Origin of the sequence: Salinisphaera japonica YTM-1, assembly GCF_003788585.1 — a bacterium.
Classification (GTDB): domain Bacteria; phylum Pseudomonadota; class Gammaproteobacteria; order Nevskiales; family Salinisphaeraceae; genus Salinisphaera; species Salinisphaera japonica.
Genome location: NZ_AYKG01000061.1, coordinates 1 through 970 on the forward strand (window position 1 = coordinate 1; position 970 = coordinate 970).

Annotated in this window: 1 protein-coding gene; it reads left to right on the top strand. The window is 64.0% G+C overall.

Annotation, left to right across the window (positions count from 1 at the left end):
* Positions 1-969: elongation factor Tu (gene tuf, locus SAJA_RS13695; protein ID WP_123659237.1), on the top strand; the 969-nt coding region annotated here is incomplete at its 5' end.
* Position 970 lies beyond the last annotated feature (1 nt).

The window sequence follows — 970 nt, forward strand, 5'->3', positions numbered from 1 at the left end:
CGCCACTACGCCCACGTGGACTGCCCGGGCCACGCCGACTACGTCAAGAACATGATCACCGGTGCCGCCCAGATGGACGGCGCGATCCTCGTGGTCTCGGCAGCAGACGGCCCCATGCCCCAGACCCGTGAGCACATCCTGCTCTCGCGTCAGGTGGGCGTGCCGCACATCGTCGTGTACCTGAACAAGGCCGACATGGTCGACGACGAAGAGCTTCTCGAGCTCGTCGAAATGGAAGTGCGCGAACTGCTGGACGCCTACGACTTCCCGGGTGATGACACCCCGGTCATCGTTGGCTCCGCACTCAAGGCGCTGGACGGCGACGAAGGCGAGCACGGCTCACAGTCGATCGCCAAGCTCGTGCGTGCCATGGACGACTTCTTCCCCGAGCCGGAGCGTGCCGTGGACGGCGCCTTCCTGATGCCCGTTGAAGACGTCTTCTCCATCTCCGGTCGCGGCACCGTGGCCACCGGTCGCGTCGAGCGTGGCATCATCAACGTGGGTGACGACATCGAAATCGTGGGCATCAACGCCACGACCAAGACCACCGTCACCGGCGTCGAGATGTTCCGCAAGCTGCTCGACCAGGGAATGGCCGGCGACAACATCGGCGCGCTGCTGCGTGGCACCAAGCGAGAAGACATCGAGCGTGGCCAGGTGCTGGCCAAGCCGGGCAGCATCACCCCGCACACGCAGTTCGAGTGCGAAGTGTATGTCCTGAAGAAAGAAGAGGGCGGTCGTCATACCCCGTTCTTCAAGGGCTATCGTCCGCAGTTCTACTTCCGGACCACCGACGTCACCGGCGCCTGCGAGCTGCCGGCTGACACCGAGATGGTGATGCCGGGCGACAACGTGACGATGAACGTCGAGCTCATCCACCCCATCGCGATGGAAGAAGGCCTGCGCTTCGCCATTCGTGAAGGCGGCCGCACCGTTGGTGCGGGCGTCGTGACCAAGATCACGGTTTAAC